Source organism: Agarivorans sp. Alg241-V36, from assembly GCF_900537085.1.
Classification (GTDB): domain Bacteria; phylum Pseudomonadota; class Gammaproteobacteria; order Enterobacterales; family Celerinatantimonadaceae; genus Agarivorans.
Genome location: NZ_UNRE01000003.1, coordinates 82,406 through 97,330 on the forward strand (window position 1 = coordinate 82,406; position 14,925 = coordinate 97,330).

The 14,925-nt window shown below is 44.6% G+C and carries 19 protein-coding genes; 2 read left to right on the plus strand and 17 right to left on the minus strand.

Translation table 11 applies throughout. The annotated features are described in order from the left end of the window. Nucleotides 1–138: 138 nt before the first annotated feature. From ndk to trmJ, 11 genes are all read right to left on the minus strand, one after another. Nucleotides 139–564: a nucleoside-diphosphate kinase gene (ndk, locus tag G6R11_RS07755; RefSeq protein WP_163132512.1), complete on the minus strand. Its 426-nt coding sequence runs from the start codon at nucleotides 562–564 to the stop codon at nucleotides 139–141. A 61-nt stretch (nucleotides 565–625) separates the two neighbouring features. After that, nucleotides 626–1,921 carry an aminopeptidase PepB gene (pepB, locus tag G6R11_RS07760; protein ID WP_163132513.1) on the minus strand — a complete coding sequence of 432 codons (1,296 nt, stop codon included), beginning with the start codon at nucleotides 1,919–1,921 and terminating at the stop codon, nucleotides 626–628. Between the two features lie 43 nt (nucleotides 1,922–1,964). Continuing rightward, nucleotides 1,965–2,165: a Fe-S cluster assembly protein IscX gene (gene iscX, locus G6R11_RS07765; protein ID WP_205472706.1), complete on the minus strand. Its 201-nt coding sequence runs from the start codon at nucleotides 2,163–2,165 to the stop codon at nucleotides 1,965–1,967. A gap of 11 nt (nucleotides 2,166–2,176) precedes the next feature. Beyond that, nucleotides 2,177–2,515, minus strand: coding sequence for an ISC system 2Fe-2S type ferredoxin (fdx, locus tag G6R11_RS07770; RefSeq protein ID WP_016401232.1), 339 nt, complete (start codon nucleotides 2,513–2,515; stop codon nucleotides 2,177–2,179). 1 nt (nucleotide 2,516) lies between these two features. Next, on the minus strand, nucleotides 2,517–4,370 hold the full coding sequence (hscA, locus tag G6R11_RS07775; RefSeq protein WP_163132515.1) for a Fe-S protein assembly chaperone HscA: 1,854 nt from the start codon (nucleotides 4,368–4,370) through the stop codon (nucleotides 2,517–2,519). Between the two features lie 5 nt (nucleotides 4,371–4,375). Then, nucleotides 4,376–4,894: a co-chaperone HscB gene (hscB, locus tag G6R11_RS07780; RefSeq protein ID WP_163132516.1), complete on the minus strand. Its 519-nt coding sequence runs from the start codon at nucleotides 4,892–4,894 to the stop codon at nucleotides 4,376–4,378. A 12-nt stretch (nucleotides 4,895–4,906) separates the two neighbouring features. Continuing rightward, a complete protein-coding gene (gene iscA, locus G6R11_RS07785) occupies nucleotides 4,907–5,230 on the minus strand; it encodes an iron-sulfur cluster assembly protein IscA (RefSeq protein ID WP_163132517.1) in 324 nt (107 codons plus the stop codon). 18 nt (nucleotides 5,231–5,248) lie between these two features. Further along, complete coding sequence (gene iscU, locus G6R11_RS07790; RefSeq protein ID WP_163132518.1) at nucleotides 5,249–5,632, minus strand: Fe-S cluster assembly scaffold IscU; 384 nt, start codon at nucleotides 5,630–5,632, stop codon at nucleotides 5,249–5,251. Between the two features lie 31 nt (nucleotides 5,633–5,663). Next, on the minus strand, nucleotides 5,664–6,878 hold the full coding sequence (locus tag G6R11_RS07795; RefSeq protein WP_163132519.1) for an IscS subfamily cysteine desulfurase: 1,215 nt from the start codon (nucleotides 6,876–6,878) through the stop codon (nucleotides 5,664–5,666). A gap of 35 nt (nucleotides 6,879–6,913) precedes the next feature. Further along, a complete protein-coding gene (iscR, locus tag G6R11_RS07800; RefSeq protein ID WP_016401238.1) occupies nucleotides 6,914–7,387 on the minus strand; it encodes a Fe-S cluster assembly transcriptional regulator IscR in 474 nt (157 codons plus the stop codon). An 89-nt stretch (nucleotides 7,388–7,476) separates the two neighbouring features. After that, on the minus strand, nucleotides 7,477–8,208 hold the full coding sequence (trmJ, locus tag G6R11_RS07805) for a tRNA (cytosine(32)/uridine(32)-2'-O)-methyltransferase TrmJ (protein WP_163132520.1): 732 nt from the start codon (nucleotides 8,206–8,208) through the stop codon (nucleotides 7,477–7,479). A 171-nt stretch (nucleotides 8,209–8,379) separates the two neighbouring features. Between trmJ and suhB the strand changes: the two genes are divergently transcribed. Together suhB and G6R11_RS07815 are read left to right on the plus strand one after the other, a co-directional pair. Further along, nucleotides 8,380–9,183: an inositol-1-monophosphatase gene (suhB, locus tag G6R11_RS07810; protein ID WP_163132521.1), complete on the plus strand. Its 804-nt coding sequence runs from the start codon at nucleotides 8,380–8,382 to the stop codon at nucleotides 9,181–9,183. Nucleotides 9,184–9,282: 99 nt separating this feature from the next. Next, nucleotides 9,283–9,819 carry a hypothetical protein gene (locus G6R11_RS07815; protein WP_163132522.1) on the plus strand — a complete coding sequence of 179 codons (537 nt, stop codon included), beginning with the start codon at nucleotides 9,283–9,285 and terminating at the stop codon, nucleotides 9,817–9,819. Here the strand turns inward: G6R11_RS07815 and G6R11_RS07820 are convergent. The 6 genes from G6R11_RS07820 to tgt all read right to left on the minus strand — a co-directional run bounded on the left by G6R11_RS07820 (nucleotide 9,812) and on the right by tgt (nucleotide 14,913). Next, complete coding sequence (locus G6R11_RS07820; RefSeq protein WP_163132523.1) at nucleotides 9,812–10,081, minus strand: hypothetical protein; 270 nt, start codon at nucleotides 10,079–10,081, stop codon at nucleotides 9,812–9,814. The genes G6R11_RS07815 and G6R11_RS07820 overlap by 8 nt on opposite strands. 1 nt (nucleotide 10,082) lies before the next feature. Then, on the minus strand, nucleotides 10,083–10,454 hold the full coding sequence (locus G6R11_RS07825; RefSeq protein ID WP_163132524.1) for a rhodanese-like domain-containing protein: 372 nt from the start codon (nucleotides 10,452–10,454) through the stop codon (nucleotides 10,083–10,085). 49 nt (nucleotides 10,455–10,503) lie between these two features. Beyond that, nucleotides 10,504–11,454, minus strand: a complete 951-nt coding sequence (secF, locus tag G6R11_RS07830) for a protein translocase subunit SecF (RefSeq protein WP_163132525.1) — start codon at nucleotides 11,452–11,454, stop codon at nucleotides 10,504–10,506. Nucleotides 11,455–11,464: 10 nt separating this feature from the next. Continuing rightward, on the minus strand, nucleotides 11,465–13,318 hold the full coding sequence (secD, locus tag G6R11_RS07835; RefSeq protein WP_163132526.1) for a protein translocase subunit SecD: 1,854 nt from the start codon (nucleotides 13,316–13,318) through the stop codon (nucleotides 11,465–11,467). 28 nt (nucleotides 13,319–13,346) lie between these two features. Next, on the minus strand, nucleotides 13,347–13,682 hold the full coding sequence (gene yajC, locus G6R11_RS07840) for a preprotein translocase subunit YajC (RefSeq protein WP_163132527.1): 336 nt from the start codon (nucleotides 13,680–13,682) through the stop codon (nucleotides 13,347–13,349). Between the two features lie 106 nt (nucleotides 13,683–13,788). Beyond that, a complete protein-coding gene (tgt, locus tag G6R11_RS07845; RefSeq protein ID WP_152779321.1) occupies nucleotides 13,789–14,913 on the minus strand; it encodes a tRNA guanosine(34) transglycosylase Tgt in 1,125 nt (374 codons plus the stop codon). Nucleotides 14,914–14,925 lie beyond the last annotated feature (12 nt).

Consider the following 14,925-nt stretch of genomic DNA (forward strand, 5'->3'; position numbering starts at 1 on the left):
CCAAATAAAAAAAGCGCCGAATTGTACAAATAATAACAGCAGAAAGCCAGTTAATCTCTGTACTCGGCGCTAATTGGCGACTATTAAGTATTTAACTATTAAGCCGCAATTGCCAAAGAAGCGTTAGCCTCTTTTTCTTTATCTAGGACAAATCTCATTGTCTTCAAAGAAATAGGCGATTTCTCTCGACGCAGACTCGGGTGAATCAGAGCCATGAGTACCATTAGGTGGCATACCTGAACCAAAATCATGACGCAGGGTTCCGGCAGCAGCTTCCGCTGGATTAGTCGCGCCTAATAATTCACGGTAACGCTGAACAGCATTGTCAGCCTCTAGCACTTGCACCATGATTGGCCCAGAGGTCATAAACTCAATCAATGGCGGGTAAAACGGTTTACCCTCATGTTCTGCGTAAAATCCTGCGGCTTGTTCTTGCGACAAATGCACCATTTTGGCTGCAACAATACGTAAACCAGCAGACTCCATACGCGCATAAATTGCACCAATTGCGTCTTTAGCCACAACATCGGGTTTAAGTATAGAAAAAGTACGTTCTAACGCCATTTACCAGCTCCATCTAAAAATTGGTGAATATCACTCATTGATATCGTAAGTGAATGATAAGTTAGCTCAACTCAGTTAACAACCGTGAAATTGTGCGAATACCGTGGCCTTTGGCTCCAGTAGCCCAAAGTGCATTCCCTGATTTTTGATAAGACCCTGACAAATCGAAATGCAGCCAGTTTTCTTCTGCATTTTCAACAAAGTGAGCTAAGAAAGCCGCAGCAGTAGATGCTCCTGCCATTCCTTCACCGGAAGATATATTGGCAATATCGGCAAAATTAGAACCAATTTGCCCTTTATGAAAAGGTTCTAAAGGCAGTGGCCAGGCTTTTTCAAATTCAGCCTTGGCAGCTTGCAGAGCTTGATGAACTAAGTCATCGTCAAAACCAAATACTGCGTTATAGTCGCGACCTAGTGCCATTTTTGCGGCACCGGTAAGTGTTGCGGCATCGATGATAACTTTTGGTTTTTGTTCACTGGCAGCAATTAAACCGTCAGCTAATACCAGGCGGCCTTCTGCATCGGTATTCAATACTTCTACGGTGACATCGTTTTTGTAACGAATAACATCGCCTAACTTGTATGCATCTCCCGATACCATGTTCTCGGCGCAGCACAAATAAAGCCTAACTCGCTTGTTTAAGCCGTTAGCGATAGCCAAGCCAAGACCACCGGTAACCGTTGCCGCGCCGCCCATGTCGCTTTTCATAATCGACATGCCATCGGAAGGCTTCAAGCTGTAACCGCCAGAATCAAAGGTAATGCCCTTGCCCACAAGGGCCACGGCAACCGGCTCGTTGGCATCGCCACTTGGGTTAAAATCTAGCTGCAACATAGCCGGAGCTTGAGTACTGCCCTTACCCACCTGGTAGGTGCCTACCCATCCTTGTTCAAGTAAGTCTTCGCCTGAGATGATCTCATAAGAAACATGCTCCGGTGACAAGCCACTTAAAAAGTTTCCCGCAGACTCACACAAGCTTTGTGGGAATATTTTGGCGGGACCTAAATTAATGGTTTCGCGAGTCCAGTCCGCAGCAGCCTTTAGCGCATCAAAACGCTTTAGGTCTGCATCACTGAGTACCACAACCTCAAGTTGGTTGTCTTGCTTGGCGTTGTAATACCCTTGATAAAATGCCCAACAAGCTTCTAAGTCCCAGCTATCGCCAATGAAAGAAAGGTGCTTTAGACCTTGCGCATCTAATTTGCGCCCGGCTTTTTGAATGTCTTGAAGGCGGGCTGCGCCTTCAGAATTGATATGAACATTAACTTGATTAGCTTCGAAACTGACTAAGGCATTTTTGCCCCAGTGAGCGGCGGCAGGTTTGGCGCATAAAACTAGATCCATAACGGCGGTCATCAATACTTCCTCATTTGAGTAATCGACAACGAGCCCTTGGAATTTAGTCTAGTTCATCCATCCAGGCTAATATAATGGCTTCCAAAATGCGCTCGTTGCTATGCTGTGGGTCATCGTCAAATTCATCCAATTGACAAACCCATTGGTGTAAGTCGGTAAACCGAACTTGCTTAGGATCTTGCTCGGGGAATTGCTCGGCCAGTTCTATTGCTATTTGCTCAACATCAATCCAACGCATTCCCACTCGCTTATTCCTTAATGCTGTTCAGATACCATATTAATGGTGTATTTAGGAATTTCTACCACTAAGTCTTCGTCGCTTACCATTGCTTGGCAACCGAGGCGAGACTCAGGCTCTAAGCCCCAGGCTTTATCTAGCATGTCATCTTCTAATTCATCGCTTTCTTCAAGCGAGTCGAAGCCTTCGCGCACAATTACGTGGCAGGTCGTACAAGCGCAAGATTTTTCACAGGCGTGCTCAATGTCGATACCTTCGCGCAAGGCTACATCTAATACACTTTCACCTTGTTTTGCTTCTACTACTGAGCCTTCAGGACATAAGTCCTCATTAGGCAAGAAAATCACTTTAGGCATCTTAAATCCTATCTACTTGCTGGCCCCTTAGGGCTTGTTTTATGGAATCATCCATTCGCCTTGCGGCAAAATCTTGACTAATACTGTCGAGTTGCTTAATGGCTTGCTCAATCTCGGCAACCGATTCACCCTCGGCAATGGTTTGTAGCTGCGCCATAGCTTGCTCGATGGCCGAACGTTCTTGCTCTTGCAATAAACGCTCACCGCTTTCCAGTAATGCAGCGGTCATATCTTCAATAAATCGAGCCGCTTCTACCTGCTGTTCGCGTAGCATTCGCATATTTACATCGTGCTTAGCGTTAGTAATTGAGTCTTTAAGCATTCTAGCGACTTCTTCATCGGCTAGGCCATAAGATGGTTTTACTTCAACAGACGATTGCACCCCAGTGGATTTTTCCATTGCGGTTACCGATAACAAACCGTCGGCATCAACTTGAAAAGTAACCCTAATATGAGCCGCACCAGCAGCTAACGGTGGAATGCCCTTTAATGCAAATTTAGCCAACGAGCGGCAATCGTCTACTAACTCACGCTCACCTTGTACAGCATGGATAGCCATTGCTGTTTGGCCGTCTTTAAAGGTTGTAAACTCTTGGGCACGCGCTACAGGAATAGTGGTATTGCGAGGGATAACTTTTTCAACTAAGCCGCCCATGGTTTCAATGCCCAATGAAAGTGGCGTCACATCAAGCAATAACAATTCGCCATCTTTTTTATTACCCGCCAAGGTATCTGCTTGAATGGCTGCGCCAATTGCTACCACTTGGTCTGGGTCAATATTAGTTAGCGGTTGCTTATCGAAAAAACTGGCTACATCTGCACGAACTTTTGGTACGCGAGTTGAGCCACCAACCATGACTACGTTATTTACTTCATCTAGCTCTACTTCAGCGTCTCGTAAGGCACGGCGACAAGCTCTAATAGTGCGCTTTACCAAGCCTTCGATAAGGCTATCGAATAACTCACGACTAATACTGCCCTGCCAACAAACACCATCAATATCGAGGTTAATTTCAGCACTATCTTGATCACTCAAGCTCACTTTAACTTGATTGGCTACACGTGATAACTCGCGTTGTAACTGAGCGGAACGTATACCGTTGACTTGGGCTTGTTCGGCTATCCATTCCACCAAGGCATCATCAAAGTCATCACCACCAAGTGCAGAGTCACCACCGGTCGCTAATACTTGAAACACGCCTTTAGATAAGCGCAGAATAGAAATATCGAAGGTACCGCCACCTAAATCATAAATGGCGATGACGCCCTCATCACCACTATCTAGGCCATAAGCGATAGCCGCGGCTGTGGGTTCGTTAAGCAAACGCAGTACATGCAAGCCCGCTAGTTGGGCTGCATCTTTGGTGCCTTGGCGCTGGGCGTCATCAAAATAAGCAGGCACCGTAATCACCACACCATCAGGCTCACCTTGCAGTGACTCTTCTGCTCTCGCCGCTAAGCTTTTTAAAATCTCAGCAGACACTTGAATGGGGTTAACCGCGCCGCCTACTGTTTGAATATGCGGGGTATTAGCTTCGCTAAAATTGTAAGGAAATAAATCGCGATCAATATCTGAGCTATTTTTCCCCAGTAAGCGCTTAACCGAAGTGATGGTATTGTGAGGATCGGTAACAGCCTGAGCTTTGGCTAACTTACCAACATCAATCCCTTCTTCGTGATAACGCACCACCGAAGGAAGCAAAATATCACCACTATGATCGGCTAGAGTAACGGCTTTACCGCTTCGCACGGTTGCAACCAGAGAATTAGTAGTACCTAAATCAATGCCTACTGCCAGTTTGTGTTGATGAGGAACAGCCGATTGCCCAGGCTCTGCGATTTGTAGTAATGCCATATAGATTAGTAATCTAAGATTTTCTCTTCCAGTTGAAGCAGCTGCTGTTGCAGACGTGCATAGAATTTGAGCTTACGAACGTCGTCTGCCGCTAACTCAAAATTTTGCTCATTGTAGGCTTTTTCAAAGCTTGAGCTCAAGTCACTTCGTTGCTGCTTCAACAGCTTAGAGAAGTCATCAAGAGCTTCTTCAGGATCAGCAGCCTGTTCAATATCAGCTAGTTGCTCCCTAAGTTCCATCTGGCTCATTAAGAAAGTAACGTCATTGATAGTTTGCTGCTCTCCACCTAGCTCTAGGCCTTGCAGGCTCAATAAGTATTGAGCACGGCTAAGTGGATCTTTAAGCGTTTGATAAGCATCGTTAATTTGAGCGGCTTTTTGCATAACTTGAGCCTGGCTTTCGCTCGACTCAGCTGCAAATTTATCGGGATGGTATTGTTGTTGTAGCTCTCTGTAGCTATCAGCTAAACCACTTAGATCTAGCTGATAAGACGGAAGTAGAGAGAATAACTCAAAATGATTCATAGCGTGTTCCATTTAAACGCTAAAGCTCTCTCCACAACCACATTCGCCATTCACGTTGGGGTTGTTAAATACAAAGCCTTCGTTCAAACCTTCTTTAACAAAGTCTAATTCCGTACCATCGATGTAAAGTAAGCTTTTTTCATCAACGATGACATTAACACCGTGGCTTTCAAATACTTTGTCGTCTTCAGCTAATTGGTCTACAAACTCCAATATATACGCCATGCCCGAACAACCAGAGGTTTTAACCCCTAGACGCACGCCAGTGCCTGCGCCTCGGTTATTCAGAAATTGGCCTACATGCGTTGCTGCAGCTTCAGTTAGTGATACAGCCATGATGACTCCTTAAATCTACTACGCGTTTTTCTTTTTGTAATCAGCAATGGCAGCTTTGATGGCGTCTTCTGCCAAAATTGAACAGTGAATTTTCACTGGTGGCAATGCTAACTCTTCGGCTATGTCGGTATTTTTAAGCTCTTGAGCTTCATCTAAGCTCTTGCCTTTAACCCACTCGGTAACCAGTGAGCTAGATGCGATTGCTGAGCCACAGCCATAAGTTTTAAAACGTGCATCTTCAATTACACCTTCATCACTTACTTTAAGTTGCAGTTTCATCACATCACCACAAGCGGGTGCGCCAACCATGCCGGTGCCAATGTGGCTATCGTCTTTATCTTCGAAAGCGCCAACGTTACGCGGGTTTTCGTAATGATCAATTACTTTTTCACTATAAGCCATGATATCTCTCCAAATCCGTTATTTATTATACTTAGTGGTGTGCCCACTCAACTTGGCTCAGGTCTACGCCGTCTTTAAACATGTCCCAAAGTGGAGACATTTCGCGAAGTCGGCCGATACCTTCGTTAATCACTTTAACTGCGTAATCCACTTCTTCTTCAGTAGTGAAACGGCCAAAAGAGAAACGAATAGAGCTGTGTGCTAATTCATCATCTAAACCTAGTGCTCTAAGCACGTATGACGGCTCTAAGCTCGCAGAGGTACACGCAGAGCCAGATGAAACAGCTAAATCTTTAAGCGCCATAATCAATGACTCGCCTTCAACATAAGCAAAGCTTACATTTAAGTTAGCCACTACGCGTTGGTCAAAGTCGCCATTTACGTAGGTTTCTTCAATATCTTTAATACCTGCCCAGAAACGGTCACGTAGAGCGTGTATGTGTTCGTTGTCTTTTGCCATGTCTTGCTTGGCAATGGCAAAGGCTTCACCCATTCCGACAATTTGGTGAGTTGGCAATGTGCCCGAGCGCATACCACGTTCGTGTCCGCCACCGTGAACCTGCGCTTCTAAACGAATACGCGGCTTGCGCTGCACGTATAATGCGCCGATACCTTTTGGTCCATAAACTTTATGAGCAGAGAAAGACATCATGTCTACAGGCAGGTCTTGCAGGTCAATCTCGACTTTACCAGCGCTTTGCGCAGCATCAACATGGAACAAAATTTTACGAGAGCGACATAGATCGCCTATCGCTTTAATGTCTTGAATCACGCCAATTTCGTTGTTCACATGCATAATCGAAACAAGAACAGTATCTTCGCGTAACGCTTCGGTTAAAGTCTCAAGACTAATAACACCATTGCTCTCAGGGTCTAAATAGGTAACTTCATAACCCTCTCGCTCTAATTGGCGACAGGTATCAAGCACAGCTTTGTGCTCAGTTTTACAAGTGATGATGTGCTTACCTTTTTTATTGTAAAAGTGAGCAGCGCCCTTAATAGCAAGGTTATTAGACTCAGTGGCTCCAGAAGTAAATACGATCTCGCGTGGATCAGCATTCACTAAATCGGCTATTTGATTGCGGGCAATATCTACAGCTTCTTCTGCTTGCCAGCCAAAACGGTGTGAACGTGAAGCAGGGTTACCGTAAATACCATCTACGCTAAGGTATTGCATCATCTTTTCGGCAACACGAGGGTCAACAGGTGTGGTTGCTGAATAATCAAGATAAATAGGTAATTTCATTAAAGTTCTCCGTTACTACTCGGCGAAAGCGAGCGTCATAAACTAATTTGTATCGTGTTGTTATCAACGTGCTGAAGTTGGTCTTGGTTATGCGCAACATTAACAATTTGTCGCTCGCGCATTAAGCCACCTAAGCTTATGTTATCTAAGAAGTCGGCAATTCTTTCACTTAAGTCATTCCACAAAGAGTGAGTAAGACAAGGTTTGCCGCCTTGGCAGTCTGCAGAGCCGTGACAACGCGTTGCATCAATTGACTCATCAACAGCATGAATGACCATGCCTACTGCAATATCATCAGCGTCCATGCCAAGGCGATAACCACCACCTGGGCCACGCACACTGGTTACTAAGCCGTGTTTACGTAATTTTGAAAATAGCTGCTCTAAATAAGACAAGGAAATACCTTGTCGCTCAGAAATATCAGCTAAAGAGACTGGCCCTTCTTCCATATGAAGAGCAACATCTAACATCGCTGTAACTGCGTAGCGTCCCTTAGAAGTCAAGCGCATATCAAACCCATTTATCCCGTGAACTTGGTCACAATCTTTCCATAACCTACTAATTTAGTCAAGTATAAAACCTAGTAATTTAGTCGGGTTTATTTTTCAGGTTTTGAAATATGTTTATCGAAAGCGGTTAAAATGCCACGCATTACATTAAGCTCTTGTTTTTCCATACGAATACGATTAAACATTCGGCGAATTTTTTCCATCACCTTGCCTGGGTGTGGCTTAATTATGAAACCTGAGTCTGCGATAGATTGCTCAAAGTGCTGGTAAAAACGCTCTAAATCATCGGCATGAGGATAAGCTTCTGGCGCAGCTTCTGGATGAGTATTTTGCAAATCTAAATAAGCCATACGAACTTCATAACACAACAGCTGAACCGCCATTGCTAAATTAAGCGAGCTATATTCTGGGTTAGCAGGAACGCAAACGTGAAAGTGACATTGCTGTAACTCGGCATTATTTAAGCCGCTGTTTTCACGACCAAATACAATAGCTACCTTTGCATCGCGCGCTTCATTAGCTAATTTTACGCCGGCTTCTCGTCCATCAACCATTGGCCAATCTAAGGTTCGAGAGCGCGCACTAGCACCAATCACTAGCTGACAATCACTCACCGCTTCTGATAATTCAGAAACAATGGTAGTACCGCCAAGTACATCTGATGCACCAGCAGATAGCGCTACCGACTTACCGTCAATCTCCGCTTCTGGAGCCACCAAGCACAAATCGCTAATTCCCATGGTTTTCATTGCTCTTGCTGCAGAGCCAATATTGCCACTATGACTAGTGCCAACTAAAACCACTCGAACATTTTCCAACATTACTTTTACTTCACCCTAAATTTGTTGCGCCGGATTGTAACATAGCCATCGCCTTAGCAGCTAGATTGGAAAAAGTTTATCTGGAGTGCCTATAATCAATTGTGTTTAATTTTTGTTTTCCCTATAATCCGGCGGTTATTTTATGTTCTTTCTACAAATTGGTGGTAATTCATGCATGCTATGCTAAACATAGCGGTTCGCGCTGCGCGAAACGCAGGTAAAGTTGTAACTCAAGCTTATGAGCAATTAGATAAAGTTGAAGCGACAGCTAAAGGCGCTAACGACTATCTTTCAAATGTTGCAGCCGCTTCAGAAAAAAGCATTACAGACACTATACGTAACGCTTTCCCAGAGCATTCTTTCGTGACCGAAATGAGTGGTTTAAGCAAAGGCACGGATGACGAATATCAATGGGTGATAAACCCACTGGATGGAACCACCAATTTTATCAAAGGCATCCCTCATTTTGCTATTTCAATTGCACTACGAGTTCGTGGTAAAACCGAACATGGCGTAGTGTACGACCCGCTACGTAACGAACTTTTTGCCGCTTCGCGTGGTAAAAGCGCTCAGTTAGATGGCTACCGCTTACGAGTGAACAAAGCCAAAGACTTGGAAGGTACCTTGGTTGCCACTGGCTTCCCTTATCGACGCAAACATTACATGGAAAGTTACATGGCGATGTTTGGAGCAATCTTTGCAGAATGTAACGATATTCGTCGCAGCGGAAGTACAGCTCTAGATTTAGCTTATGTAGCCGCAGGCCGTCATGATGGTTTCTTCGAACTAAGTCTAAAACCTTGGGAAATAGCGGCTGGTGAATTACTTGCCCGTGAAGCTGGCGCTATCGTAACTGACTTTACTGGTAACACTGACTTTTACCAAAGCGGTAATGTAGTGTGTGCCAACCCTAAAGTACTAAAACACATGCTATCCACTATTCGCCCTCATTTAACCGACGCGATTAAAGCTTAATCTTCTTTAGCTTCCACGAAATAAAGCGGGCAATGCCCGCTTTATTTTTGCCTCCAAGACCACTACCTTATAAATAGACACCAAATATCGGATAGTTTTATGAGATCTCTACTGTTTTTGCTGCTATTGATTGGCAGTTTTGCTAACGCAGCTAACTTAAACCAGCAACAACTCGACAATTGGTTTGAAGCCAGCAAAATGCTAAAGCCAATAGTGGAAAAAATAGAAGAAGAGAATACCTTTGAAGATCTAGACAACCCTAGTGAACTGGCTGAGCAAATGGTTCTTCAGCTAAATCGCAGCAGTCATATCACCGAAGTTAAACAGGCTCTCAGCAAGTATAACTTGGATTTAGAAAAATGGGCTGCGACCACCGAGCAAGTGGTATTTGCGATGTTAGCGGTTAATTTTGAAGAATATAAACCGCAGCTAGAGCTCTACGAAAACATGAAACAACAGCTATTAGACAATCCTGAACTCACTGCCGAAGATAAGCAGCAGCTAATGGCATCTTTCGAGGCGGGTGATCAGTGGTTTACCCAGATTCAAGCTGTACCGCAAAGTGATATCGACCTAGTCGCACCGCAAGTTTCAAAAATACAAGCCGAGCTAGGTTGGGAATTTGACACTAACTAGATCCTAAATCAAAACTATCTGAACCTAACTCCGCACGTTCTAACTGCAGTTCAAGAAAAGCGATGCGCTTGGCAAACTCGCCCAATAGCGCATCTTTAATCTTCAATAACTCTAGCATTGGCGTAGGTTCTCGCCATTCTGGGTAATCACCTTTAGCTTCCGCTTGCTCAAATGCCTTTTCCGCCTCAAGCTTATCAAAGAAGTAATAAGTATTTTCTAGGATATCAAAGGAATAGATTATTGGATTAACATTTTCTGTCATGCTATGCACCTTCTAAGGGGTAACCTGCTTCTTTCCAGCCTCGAATACCACCATCCATGGAAATAACATTGGTATAACCCATTTTCACTAAGTTGTCGGCACTCAAGGCAGAGCGAAAACCACCACCACAATAAATAACAATCATAGTATCTAAATCTGGAATGGCAGTTTCAACATCGCGTTCCATTACACCGCGCCCCATATACTTGGCCATTGGAATGCGACTTTGTTGCCACTCATCCTGCTCGCGGTTGTCAATCAAAGTAAAGGCTAAGCCCTGGTCTAGCCATTGTTTTACTTGGTGAACGTCACACTCTTTAATACGGCTACGACAATCATCAACTAGCGCTAAGAAACGGGAATTATGAGCCATTAGGTTTTCTCCTTAAGAACAAAAAACCCGCCGAAGCGGGTTTAGATAACTATGCGATAGGGTCCTGGTCGGCCCCTTCCTTCTCTTCGATTTCTTTGGGCATAAAGTCTTCTTTCTTAATGCCTAAGTACAATGCCAGCGTACTAGCAACATAAATAGAAGAGTGAGTACCAATAAACACACCAAACAATAATGCCGTAGCAAAGTTATGAATTAGCTCACCGCCCAACATGAACAACGAGACTAAAACCATAATGGTGGTTAAAGAGGTCACGATAGTACGGTTTAAGGTTTGCGTTAAAGAAACATCAATAATCTCTTCTGGGTCACCTTTACGTAGCTTACGGAAGTTTTCCCGGATCCTATCAGATACAACAATGGTATCGTTCAAGGAGTAACCTACTACCGTTAGTAGCGCTGCAATAACCGTTAAGTCGAACTCTAGCTGCAACAATGAGAACAAACCTAGGGTTGCTATCACATCGTGCGCCAAGGCTAAAACTGCACCTAACGCCATACGCCATTCAAAACGCATTGCTACATAAAGTAGGATACAGCCTAATGCAGCTATAATCGCTAAACCACCCTGCTCTGCTAGTTCTTTACCTACAGTTGGCCCTACATACTCAATCCGGCGCATTTCAACATCTGCATCTACTTCACTACGAAGCAGACCCATAATGCTGTCACCTAAGTGCTGGCTATCAATACCTTCACGCGGCATCATTCGCAGCAATACTTGAGTTTGTGAACCAAAGTATTGCGCAACAATATCTGGATAGCCGTTGGTACCCATCACTTCGCGCACTTCTGTAAGATCGGCTGGCTGCGAAAACTCAACTTCAATCAAGGTACCGCCAGTAAAGTCGAGGCCCCAATTGATTTTGTTAATCGCCAAGCTAGCTACCGAAGCCACCATCAGCAAAATAGTAAACCAAATAAATGGTTTGCGGTGCGACATGAAGCGCACGGTGCCTTTTGGTCTAAATAAATAAAACACGTCGTAGCTCCTAGATAGACAGCTTGTCTATTTTCTTACCGCCCCATACCCAGTTAACAATAACTCGAGTACCAATAATGGCAGTGAACATAGATGTCGCAATACCAATCGCCAGCGTTACCGCAAAACCTTTAACCGCGCCGGTACCAATTGCAAAAAGAATTAATGCAGTGATAAAGGTGGTGATGTTGGCATCAGAAATCGTTGAAAGTGCGTTGCTGTAACCGTAGTGAATCGCCTGCTGTGGGCTGCGACCGTCGTTTAACTCTTCACGAATACGCTCAAAGATAAGCACGTTTGCATCAACTGCCATACCAACGGTGAGTACAATACCCGCCATACCCGGTAAGGTTAGCGTAGCACCAGGAATCATCGACATAACACCGATAATCACACCCACGTTAGCTACCAAGGCAAAGTTAGCCACTAAACCAAATTTACGGTAGTAAATAGGCATAAATACCAACAGCGCTAACAAACCAACCACAATGGCCATAAAGCCTTTGTCGATGTTGTCCTGACCTAGGCTAGGACCAACCGTGCGCTCTTCAACAATTTGAATCGGCGCAATAAGTGCACCAGCACGTAATAACAAGGCTAGGTTTTGCGCTTCAGCTGGAGAATCAATACCAGTAATACGGAAGCTGCGGCCAAGGCGTGATTGAATCGTAGCAACGTTAATCACTTCTTCTTGACGCTCTAGAATGGTTTTACCTTCAGCATCTTTGTTACCGGTAGGTTTGTATTCAATAAACAAGGTCGCCATAGATTGGCCAACATTATCTTTAGTGAAGGCAGCCATTTTGCTACCACCTTGACTATCCAAGCTAATGTTAACTTGCGGGCGGCTGTATTCATCAAAACCTGACTGAGCACCTACAATGTGGTCACCGGTTAGAATAACTTGGTTACGCAATACCACTGGTGAGCCGTCTACTCGCTTAGCAAGCTGTGAGCCAGGAGGCACGCGGCCTGCTGCTGCATCACGCAAGTCAGCGTCGGTATTCACCATACGGAATTCAAGCGTAGCGGTTGCACCTAAAATCTCTTTAGCGCGAGCAGTATCTTGAACACCTGGCAATTGCACCACAATACGCTCAGAACCTTGTCGCTGTACCTGTGGCTCAGCAACACCTAACTCATTTACCCGGTTACGGATAATGGTAATGTTTTGCTGCAGGGCATACTCGCGAGTTTCTTTTAGCTTCTCGTCAGTCATTTTAGCGCTTAGGCGGAACTGCTCACCTTGGCTAGCATCACTGAACTGGTATTCATTGTATTTGCGGTCTAAAAAGCTAATGGCTTTATCTAGGGTTGCTTCGTCACGAAAACGAACTACCACAGAATCGCCTTGCGCTCTTACGCCAGCATAACGCAGTTTTTCTTCACGTAAGTCGCTTCGAAAATCTTGAATCATGCCTTCTTGAGCTTTACTTATCGCAGCATCCATATCCACTTCCATTAAGAAGTGAACACCACCACGTAAGTCTAAACCAAGCTTAAGTGGGCCAGCGCCAATAGCGTCTAACCAACCCGGCGTTGCAGGAGCGAGGTTCAAGGCAACAATGTAATCATCACCAAGTAAATCGTGTAATAAGCTTTTTACTTTAAGCTGGTCAGCGTCATTGCGTAAACGAACTAAAGCTAGACCATCTTCAAAGGCAACAGAGCGAAAGTCGATAGACTGCTCGGTGAGGAAGTTGCGTATTTCATCTAATTGGGCAAGCTCTACTTGAGCGCCCCGAGTGCCAGAAACTTGTACAGCAGGATCCTCTCCATACAAGTTTGGCGTGGCGTAAAGAAAGCCGATGGCAATCACAGCGATTACCATCACGTTCTTCCACCAAGGGTATCTATTTAACAAAATCTTATCCCTAGTGACCGAATAGCGACTATAGCGACTTTAACGTGCCCTTTGGCAGTACCGCTGATACAAAGTCCTTCTTAAGCGTAACTGTAGTGTCATCGCTTAGGCTTAATTGGAAGTAATCATTCTCTTCAGAAATCTTAATGATTTTACCTACTAGGCCGCCGGTGGTGAGTACTTCATCGCCCTTAGACAAAGAAGACATCAAATTCTTATGCTCTTTAACGCGCTTAGACTGTGGGCGGTAAATCATGAAGTAGAAAATTACAGCAAAAATCACCATCATGAAAATCAATTCCATGCCGCCACCCGCTGTTGCTGCTCCGCCTTCCGCGTATGCTGGAGAAATAAATAAGCTCATTGTTACCCTCATTAAAAAATTAAAAAACTTAAGACAATCTATACAACTATCTTATTAAATGGAGACTGAGCAAGCAAAAACAAGGTTTTACTTGCTCAATCGAGCATTATTCCGCCAAAGGTGGGACTTCACGCCCCAATTTTGCGTAAAACTCTGCTACAAAATCGTCTAACTTACCGGCTGCAATTGCGCCACGTAACCCTTCCATCAAGCGTTGATAGTGACGCAGGTTATGAATGGTATTCAAACGAGCGCCAAGGATTTCATTACACTTGTCTAAATGATGCAAGTAGGAACGAGAATAATTTTGACAGGTATAACAATCACACTCTTTATCCAGTGTATTTGTATCTTCACGGTGACGAGCGTTGCGAATTTTAATCACGCCTTCGCTGGTGAAAAGGTGACCGTTACGGGCATTACGCGTTGGCATTACACAATCGAACATGTCTACGCCACGTCGCACACCCTCTACGAGATCTTCTGGCTTACCCACACCCATTAAGTAACGCGGCTTATCTTCAGGCACTTTATGCGCTACATAATCAAGTATGCGGTGCATGTCTTCTTTTGGTTCACCAACGGCTAAACCGCCAATAGCATACCCATCGAACCCGATATTGGTTAAGCCTTCCAAGGACACATCACGCAGGTGTTCGTAAACACCACCTTGAATGATGCCAAACAAGGCATTTTTATTTTCCAGTTCATCGTGACGTTGGCGTGAGCGCGCTGCCCAACGTAAAGACATTTGCATCGACTTATCCGCTTCTTCTTCAGTTGCAGGGTAAGGCGTACACTCATCAAAAATCATTACCACGTCAGAACCCAAATCATTTTGGATTTCCATGGACTTTTCTGGTGTTAGAAAGATTTTGTCGCCGTTTACTGGATTGCGAAAATGTACGCCTTCCTCAGTAATGTTGCGAATATCGCCAAGACTAAATACTTGGAAACCGCCAGAGTCGGTAAGAATAGGACCTTGCCAATTCATAAAATCATGCAAGTCGCCGTGGGCTTTCATTACTTCTTGGCCAGGGCGTAGCCACAGGTGGAAAGTATTACCAAGTAATATCTCGGCCCCTGTAGCACTAACTTCTTCTGGCGTCATGCCTTTTACGGTACCGTAAGTACCCACCGGCATAAACGCTGGCGTTTCTACTGTGCCGCGTTCAAACACCAAACGGCCGCGACGGGCTTTACCGTCTTGTGCCAATAATTCATATTTCATAACTTACCTCAG

What these genes read in the sequence shown, in the direction of transcription:
- ndk (WP_163132512.1), bottom strand. Translation starts at nt 564, where the DNA reads ATGGCGTTAGAACGTACTTTTTCTATACTTAAACCCGATGTTGTGGCT.
- pepB (WP_163132513.1), bottom strand. Translation starts at nt 1,921, where the DNA reads ATGACCGCCGTTATGGATCTAGTTTTATGCGCCAAACCTGCCGCCGCT.
- fdx (WP_016401232.1), bottom strand. Translation starts at nt 2,515, where the DNA reads ATGCCTAAAGTGATTTTCTTGCCTAATGAGGACTTATGTCCTGAAGGC.
- hscA (WP_163132515.1), bottom strand. Translation starts at nt 4,370, where the DNA reads ATGGCATTACTACAAATCGCAGAGCCTGGGCAATCGGCTGTTCCTCAT.
- hscB (WP_163132516.1), bottom strand. Translation starts at nt 4,894, where the DNA reads ATGAATCATTTTGAGTTATTCTCTCTACTTCCGTCTTATCAGCTAGAT.
- iscA (WP_163132517.1), bottom strand. Translation starts at nt 5,230, where the DNA reads ATGGCTGTATCACTAACTGAAGCTGCAGCAACGCATGTAGGCCAATTT.
- iscU (WP_163132518.1), bottom strand. Translation starts at nt 5,632, where the DNA reads ATGGCTTATAGTGAAAAAGTAATTGATCATTACGAAAACCCGCGTAAC.
- G6R11_RS07795 (WP_163132519.1), bottom strand. Translation starts at nt 6,878, where the DNA reads ATGAAATTACCTATTTATCTTGATTATTCAGCAACCACACCTGTTGAC.
- iscR (WP_016401238.1), bottom strand. Translation starts at nt 7,387, where the DNA reads ATGCGCTTGACTTCTAAGGGACGCTACGCAGTTACAGCGATGTTAGAT.
- trmJ (WP_163132520.1), bottom strand. Translation starts at nt 8,208, where the DNA reads ATGTTGGAAAATGTTCGAGTGGTTTTAGTTGGCACTAGTCATAGTGGC.
- suhB (WP_163132521.1), top strand. Translation starts at nt 8,380, where the DNA reads ATGCATGCTATGCTAAACATAGCGGTTCGCGCTGCGCGAAACGCAGGT.
- G6R11_RS07815 (WP_163132522.1), top strand. Translation starts at nt 9,283, where the DNA reads ATGAGATCTCTACTGTTTTTGCTGCTATTGATTGGCAGTTTTGCTAAC.
- G6R11_RS07820 (WP_163132523.1), bottom strand. Translation starts at nt 10,081, where the DNA reads ATGACAGAAAATGTTAATCCAATAATCTATTCCTTTGATATCCTAGAA.
- G6R11_RS07825 (WP_163132524.1), bottom strand. Translation starts at nt 10,454, where the DNA reads ATGGCTCATAATTCCCGTTTCTTAGCGCTAGTTGATGATTGTCGTAGC.
- yajC (WP_163132527.1), bottom strand. Translation starts at nt 13,682, where the DNA reads ATGAGCTTATTTATTTCTCCAGCATACGCGGAAGGCGGAGCAGCAACA.
- tgt (WP_152779321.1), bottom strand. Translation starts at nt 14,913, where the DNA reads ATGAAATATGAATTATTGGCACAAGACGGTAAAGCCCGTCGCGGCCGT.